The organism is Streptomyces sp. XM83C (assembly GCF_023072675.1).
Lineage (GTDB): Bacteria > Actinomycetota > Actinomycetes > Streptomycetales > Streptomycetaceae > Streptomyces > Streptomyces thermocoprophilus.
Genome location: NZ_JALLGL010000350.1, coordinates 1 through 6,027 on the forward strand (window position 1 = coordinate 1; position 6,027 = coordinate 6,027).

At 67.3% G+C, this 6,027-nt stretch carries 5 protein-coding genes and 3 pseudogenes; 4 read left to right on the forward strand and 4 right to left on the reverse strand.

The annotated features are described in order from the left end of the window. Both MTQ10_RS26800 and murJ read left to right on the forward strand, forming a co-directional pair. Positions 1 to 132 (forward strand): annotated as a pseudogene (locus MTQ10_RS26800) (IS481 family transposase); the annotation flags it as partial. Then, a pseudogene (gene murJ / locus MTQ10_RS26805) lies at positions 133 to 894 on the forward strand (murein biosynthesis integral membrane protein MurJ); the annotation flags it as partial. Between the two features lie 58 nt (positions 895 to 952). Here the strand turns inward: murJ and MTQ10_RS26810 are convergent. Then, the gene (locus MTQ10_RS26810; RefSeq protein ID WP_247472768.1) at positions 953 to 2,020 is read right to left on the reverse strand and encodes a tyrosine-type recombinase/integrase; all 1,068 of its coding nucleotides are present in this window, start codon (positions 2,018 to 2,020) and stop codon (positions 953 to 955) included. A gap of 302 nt (positions 2,021 to 2,322) precedes the next feature. Here MTQ10_RS26810 and MTQ10_RS26815 point away from each other — a divergent pair. Together MTQ10_RS26815 and MTQ10_RS31755 are read left to right on the forward strand one after the other, a co-directional pair. Then, a pseudogene (locus tag MTQ10_RS26815) lies at positions 2,323 to 2,853 on the forward strand (polymorphic toxin-type HINT domain-containing protein); the annotation flags it as partial. A 36-nt stretch (positions 2,854 to 2,889) separates the two neighbouring features. After that, complete coding sequence (locus tag MTQ10_RS31755) at positions 2,890 to 3,498, forward strand: DUF6928 family protein (protein WP_374117702.1); 609 nt, start codon at positions 2,890 to 2,892, stop codon at positions 3,496 to 3,498. An 87-nt stretch (positions 3,499 to 3,585) separates the two neighbouring features. Here MTQ10_RS31755 and MTQ10_RS26825 read toward each other — a convergent pair whose 3' ends face one another. The 3 genes from MTQ10_RS26825 to MTQ10_RS26835 form a co-directional block, all read right to left on the reverse strand. After that, positions 3,586 to 4,842, reverse strand: a complete 1,257-nt coding sequence (locus MTQ10_RS26825) for a tyrosine-type recombinase/integrase (protein ID WP_247472770.1) — start codon at positions 4,840 to 4,842, stop codon at positions 3,586 to 3,588. Further along, positions 4,842 to 5,030 (reverse strand): helix-turn-helix domain-containing protein, encoded by a 189-nt coding sequence (locus MTQ10_RS26830; protein WP_184829705.1) that lies wholly within the window; start codon positions 5,028 to 5,030, stop codon positions 4,842 to 4,844. The genes MTQ10_RS26825 and MTQ10_RS26830 overlap by 1 nt, the downstream gene beginning before the upstream one ends. Beyond that, a partial coding sequence (locus tag MTQ10_RS26835; RefSeq protein WP_247472772.1) for a replication initiator occupies positions 5,023 to 6,027 on the reverse strand: 1,005 nt, incomplete at its 5' end. The genes MTQ10_RS26835 and MTQ10_RS26830, both read right to left, overlap by 8 nt.

A 6,027-nucleotide genomic window follows, 5' to 3' on the forward strand; every position in this document is an offset into this window, starting at 1 on the left:
CGGTCAGAACAACAACGACGCGACGCCTTCCCCGACTGGCTGCACACCTACAATCACCACCGCGGACACACCGCGCTGAAAGGCCAGCCACCCGCCAGCCGCGTTCCTAACCTCTCAGGGCAATACAGCTAGTCCGCCTACACCTACGCGCAGACCATCTGGATGTTGCCGCAGTCGATCGTGACCGTGTCCCTGGTGACGGCGATGCTGCCGCGTATGAGCCGGGCCGTCGCCGAGGGCCGCATCCCGGACCTGCGCGCGGACCTGTCCCGGGCGCTGCGGATCAGCGGCGTGGTCATCGTGCCCGCCGCCTTCCTCTTCCTCGCCCTGGGCCCGCAGATCTCTTCGCTTCTGTTCGCCCACGGAGCAGCCGATGCCGCCTCGGCCCGCCCGCTGGGCTACATGCTGCAGGCGTTCGGGCTCGGGCTCATCCCGTTCTCCGCCCAGTACCTGCTGTTGCGCGGCTTCTACGCCTTCGAGGACACCCGCACCCCGTTCTTCATGGCAGCGTGGATCGCGGGCGTGAACATCGCCCTGGCCACCGCCTGCCATGTGGCCCTGCCCGCCCGCTGGGCGGTGGTCGGCATGGCCGGGGCCTACACCCTCTCCTATGTGGCCGGTCTCGCGCTCACCGCCTACCTGCTGCGCAAAAAGATGGGGGGCCGGATCGACGACGGAGGTCTGCGCCGCACCTACCTGAAGCTGCTGTGCGCCGCGTGCCCGGCTGCTGGGCTGGGCTGGGCCGCAGCGCGCGCGTGCGCTGGCCTGGGAGAGGGGACGTGGCCTACTGCTGTCGCCTTGGCTGCCGGGACGCTCGCGACAGCCCTGGCGTATCTCCTTCTTGCCCGGTTGCTGAAAGTCAACGAGCTCCGTCGCCTGCCCGGCATGCGATGAGTCCAGGCAAACGATGGAAGGGGGCGGGTAAGAACGCCGACGCCGGCCGACATAGGTGTCACGTCCGGCGACGCGCGGCGGGGTCGCGCTCGGCGACATGCCGGGCGACCGCATCGACGCCGGGGCGGGCGTACCGCTCCAGGGAGCGGACGGAGGCGTGGCGAGAGCGGGCCAGCAGCATCGGGGTGGACGTACCGTCCTCGGCGTCGTGTGTGAGGGCACTGTGGCGGAGCCGGTGAAGCGTCCAGCCGTCCAGGTCCTCGATGTCGTCGGGTGAGGCCAGCGGGTTGGCCAGCAGCCGGGTGTTCTCTTCGAAGATCTCCTCGGCCCGGCGGTAGGAGAGCCGGGCCCGGCCGATCTCCTCGCATACGTCGAGTGTCGGTGTCCCGGCCGGGGCCTTGCGGTCGGTGAGAAACAGTGGCCCACGGGTGCGGTGGGCGATGAGGCGGGGCAGGAGCTGGGCGGTGCCGGACTGCCAGTGGATCCACTCGACCGCCCCGCCCTTGGCGGTGATCCTGCCGCGCTTGTCCTGCGGGTAGAGGTCCTCCACGTTCAGGCACAGCACCTCGTCGGCCCGAGCTGCCGACTCGTAGAGCATCTTCCAGAACGTCTTCTCCCGCAGGGCGACGTCCAGCCGCCACAGGGCGGCGATCTCGTTCTCCGTGAGGGCCTTGGTGCGGTCGGGCGGTGCCGGCCGCCGCTCGATGCCGATCGTCGGGTCGCTGACGATCCAGCCCTGGCGCTGCCACCATCCGATCGCCTTGCGGGCGATGGACAGTTCCCGGTTGACGGTGTCGGCGTCCATCTCGTCCGCCCGCGCCGCCGCCAGCTCGGCGAGAGTCTCCGGCAGGGCCGGGTCGTCGATCGCAGTGACGGGGAAGACGGGCGGCTTCGCGCCCCGGCGGGCGGGTCCGGTCGGCGCCGGTTCGCCGGCGAGCATCCACCCCCACGTCGTCAGCGAGATCCGGTAGATCCGCGCGGAGGACTTCGCGATGCCCGCGCCGGTGAGGTACCGCTCGACCGCCGCGGTGTACGACGACGGCGGGGCGGACGGGGGCACCAACCGGGCGCGCGGCACACGCAACGCGCCCCCGCTCCCGAGTTCGGTCACAGGTTCGATCGTCATGCCCGCCCCGCCCTTCCAGCGCCGCCGCAGGTCGCGAAGATCACGGTAGGGGCTCTGCCGCAGTATATCCGGTATTTACTGCGGCAGAGCCTTGACGAGCCATCAGGCGACGGAAGTCCGATAAGCCGACCCCGAATTGGAACCACCACTACCGCTATCCGCTGTACCGCTGGCCCTCACGAAGAACGCAGCCCCGAGCGTTACACAGCGCTACATGTCCGTTCGCCGTAGCTATACGAGAACAGGGCCTCCACGCGACGTCCGACCACCCCTTCTGAAACGCCACCGACCACACCTGGAGCCCCGCTGGCGTCCTCCGTCCCGGCACCCGCCTGACCACCCCGTCAGGCACCCCGGCCCAGGTCACCGCAGTCACCGACCGCCCCAGCGACGCCTGGATGTACAACCTCACCGTCGCCGACCTGCACACGTACTATGTACTTGCCGGGACCACGCCAGTTCTGGTTCACAACGCCGGAGAATGTCCCATTACTGGGATCCCGCATGGCGCGATGGGAGAAAGTGCCACACTGGAGCGGCTTCAGACCTCGGGCTACACGAATATCACCAGAGAGGTGCGGTTCAAGAATAGCCAAGGTGACGTTTTCCGTGCGGATTTCGTTGCCCAAGATCCATCGGGAAACTGGGTGGCAGTGGAAGTCAAGACTGGGCGCGGAGCGTCCCTGACTGACAACCAGAGGCTTGGATACGCCGAGCTCGGTCACGGTGGGGCAATTCTGAACACGAGCAGGCTCCCAGGACTGAAGAAGGGGAGTAATGTCACCATGAAGGTGGAGGTGGATCTGTGGCATTGCCCCGATTGCGGACCGTGAAATTCCAAGCAGACAGTGATGTGTTCGGAGGTTCCGATGGGATCTAAGGCTGCCATTCTGGTGCTCACGGATGAGCGCCCGGAAGGTCTCTTCCGTGGTGCTGTCGGGTGGGATCGGACCAGGTCACTGGACCTAGCAGCGAGGTTCCTGGGGGGCACTCCTCGTGAGTCGGGCGTACTTCCACTAGACCTGGCTGTCTGGCCGGAGGACGGGGCAGCGTGTGTGGCGAGTTTTCCGCACTTTGACGTTGTCTGCTCACGCAAGATAGCTCGGGATCATCCAAGCGACCTCGTGAGTGAGGCTGCCCGCTTGGCTGGAAAGAGGAGCGCTTATGCGGTATGCATGGAGAGTTCCGAAGATTGGGCTTCGATTCTTGCTTGGTCCCCCACTGGGCTCCTTCGGGCAGTAAGTCTGAGTCCGAGATCGGGAGTGATCGAGGATGTGGGGCAGAAGTTCCCGTTCGAGCAGCCCTTCTGGAATGGTCAGCGCCCGGTTCAGGCGAGTAGCTATCGACTTCCGTTCCATCCAATCGACCTGGGGAATGAGGCTCTCCGATACTTTTTCGGCTTCATCCTTGAAGGGAAAGAAGATGATCTCTGCGTAGATCCCGAAGAGGTTGAGATTCCGGTCTTCGACCCTTCTTGACGGCAACGTTGACGGCAACGCAGCCGGACGCCGGCGGCCCCACGAGGTACCTCGTGGGGCCGCCGGCGTTTCTGAAGGTGGTGCGCGTCAGGGGGTGGCAGCCGTGCCGCTGGGGGCGGTGTCAGCGCTGAGGGCGTTGCTCAGGGTGGTGATGGCAGCTTGTTGGAGGCGGGGGCGGACGTGGGCGTAGACGGCGGCGGTGACGCCGATGTGGGCGTGCCCGAGGAGCTCCTTGATCACGACGAGTTCCACACCCTGCTCCAAGAGGAGCGTCGCAGCGGTATGGCGAAGATCGTGGAACCGGATACGGCGGAGGCCCGAGCGGTTGAGGAGGGTGGTGAAGGCGCGGGTAAGGTTGGTGGGGTCGATGGGGCGGCCGGTGGGCGTGGTGAACACGTAGCCGCTCTCCTGCCACCCGTCCCCGGCAGCCGCCCCTTCCTGTTCCTGCCGCCGTCGATGGGCTTGTAGCGAGTGTATGCAAGTAGCAGGCAGGGTTATGCGGCGTTCGGAGCTGGTGGTCTTCGTCGGCAGGGTGGTCAGGCCCCGGCTGCTGGTGCGCTGAAGGGTGCGACGGATGTTGGCGGTCCCGCTGTCCAGGTCGAGGTCGCTCCACTGAAGACCGAGGAGTTCGCCCTTACGTAGCCCGGTGTGGAGGGCGAGTTCGAACAGGGCCTGAAGGCGGTGGTCTTCGGCGGCACGGAGGAGTTGGCGGGCCTCGGCAGCGGTGAGGGGTTCGGTGCGCTTGGGGCGGGGAGTGCTGGCCGGTACGTTCCGGGCGACGTTGCGCGGGAGTTCGTCCTCGCGGACGGCGTGCTGGAGTGCGGATTTGAGGACGGAGTGCACGTAGCTGACGGTCAGCGGTGAGAGCCGTTTGCCGCAGCAGTTCCCGGCCGAGCAGCAGATGCCTTGGGTGTCGAGTCCTCGGATGCAGCACTGGCACTGGGTGCGGAGTTGGTCGAGGAAGGCGCGGACGTCCTTGGTGGCGAGCCTGCCGAGTTTCTTCTTGCCCAGGATCGGGTTGATGTAGAGGCGGGCGGTGGCGCGGTAGCGGGTGTGGGTGGTCTCGCGGAGCTGATGCACGGCGATGTTGTCGAGCCAGTGCTGGAGATACACCCCGATAGCGCAGTCCGCAGCCGGTGCTGGGAGGCCGCGGTTGTTGGCGGCCATACGCTCGGTCAGCTTGTCCACGGCCTCCTTGCGCGTGGACCCGTAGACGCGGGTGCGCTTGCGGGTGCCGCTGGTGGTGAGGACGTAGCCGGCGGCTTCCCAGCGGCCGTCCTTGCGCTGGTAGACGGTACCTTCGCCGTTGGCGCGGGACTTTCGGGCAGAACGCGGGGACGGCATCAGGCGGTGGCTTCCTGTTCAAGGCGGGAGTGGACGAAGTCGGCCAGCGCGTGGGCAGGGATGCGGCGGGCCCGGCCGATCGTGATCGAGCGGAGCTGGTGGGAGCGGAGGAGGTCGTAGACGGCGGAACGGCCGATCTTCAGGTAGGCCATGACCTCGGGCACGGTGAGGAGTTCGCCGTCACGCACCACCAACCACCCCCGCTCCAGGGCCGGAGGCAGAGCCCGCTCCCTGTGCTGGGGTGACGAGGGTGGCGAGGCGTTCCAAATCGGGGGTGAGGCCGGTGCCGGCGAAGACCCAGTGAGAGATCACCAGCGTCGACTTCTCGTCCTCCGGGCCTGTTCTGTCCGGGTCGTTGAGAGCGTTCTGGTAATCGGCGCGGGCCTGGCGGAGCTGGGCGAGCGTGGTGGAGTACTGGCGGGTCTTGGTGGAGAAGTGGCCCCGGAAGCCGAGCATGTGCGCCCAGGCGCGGAGTTTGAGATGGGCGAGGTCGCGGCGGGCGCCGAGCTGCCAGGCCGTGCGGATCATCCGCTCCGCGTGTATGGGGACCTGGTAGGCGGGGAGTTCCGCGATGAGGCGCAGCCGGCGGTCGAGGGTGCCGGTGGCGCCTTCGGCTCCCTTGGTGGCGTACTTCGCCACATACGCGGCGACAGCCTTGTCCGTGATCTTCCTACCGTCACAAAAGTCGCCGCTGCGTATCGGCCGTACGTCCAACTGCTTGCCGAACGTGAACTGGAGGGAAGTGCCGTCAAGTTCGGGTCCGACGACGGTGGTGCGGGTGGCGGCGGCGTGGATGGCGTCGGTGAGCATCGCGGTGGTGGCCCAGGTGGGTGGTGGGGTGGTGGTGCCGTCGGGTCCGTCGAGGCGGATGACGGCGTGGAAGTGGACCAGGCCGCGTTTCTGGTATTCAGCGACCTTCGCATACGACACCTTCACCACCGAGGCGAGGCTGCGTTGGGTGAGGCCGCCGATACGGGCGACCTCGCGGCGGAGGTTGAGGATGAACCGGGACCAGAGGACGGGCGCGTGGGCGTTCCACAGGACCGCGCCCTGGTAGTCGTAGCGTTCCGGGTCCAGTGGTGAGCCGAGCCGGGTGTCGCCCTCACCGTGAGCATGACCGCAGCGGCAGCGCTGGACGGCCTTGCTGCCGGGGCGGGTGGGGCGGTTGTGGACAGGCCCGAAGGA

Coding starts and splice junctions, on each gene's coding strand:
- MTQ10_RS31755 (WP_374117702.1), top strand. CDS start 2,890: ATGGGATCTAAGGCTGCCATTCTGGTGCTCACGGATGAGCGCCCGGAA.
- MTQ10_RS26810 (WP_247472768.1), bottom strand. CDS start 2,020: ATGACGATCGAACCTGTGACCGAACTCGGGAGCGGGGGCGCGTTGCGT.
- MTQ10_RS26825 (WP_247472770.1), bottom strand. CDS start 4,842: ATGCCGTCCCCGCGTTCTGCCCGAAAGTCCCGCGCCAACGGCGAAGGT.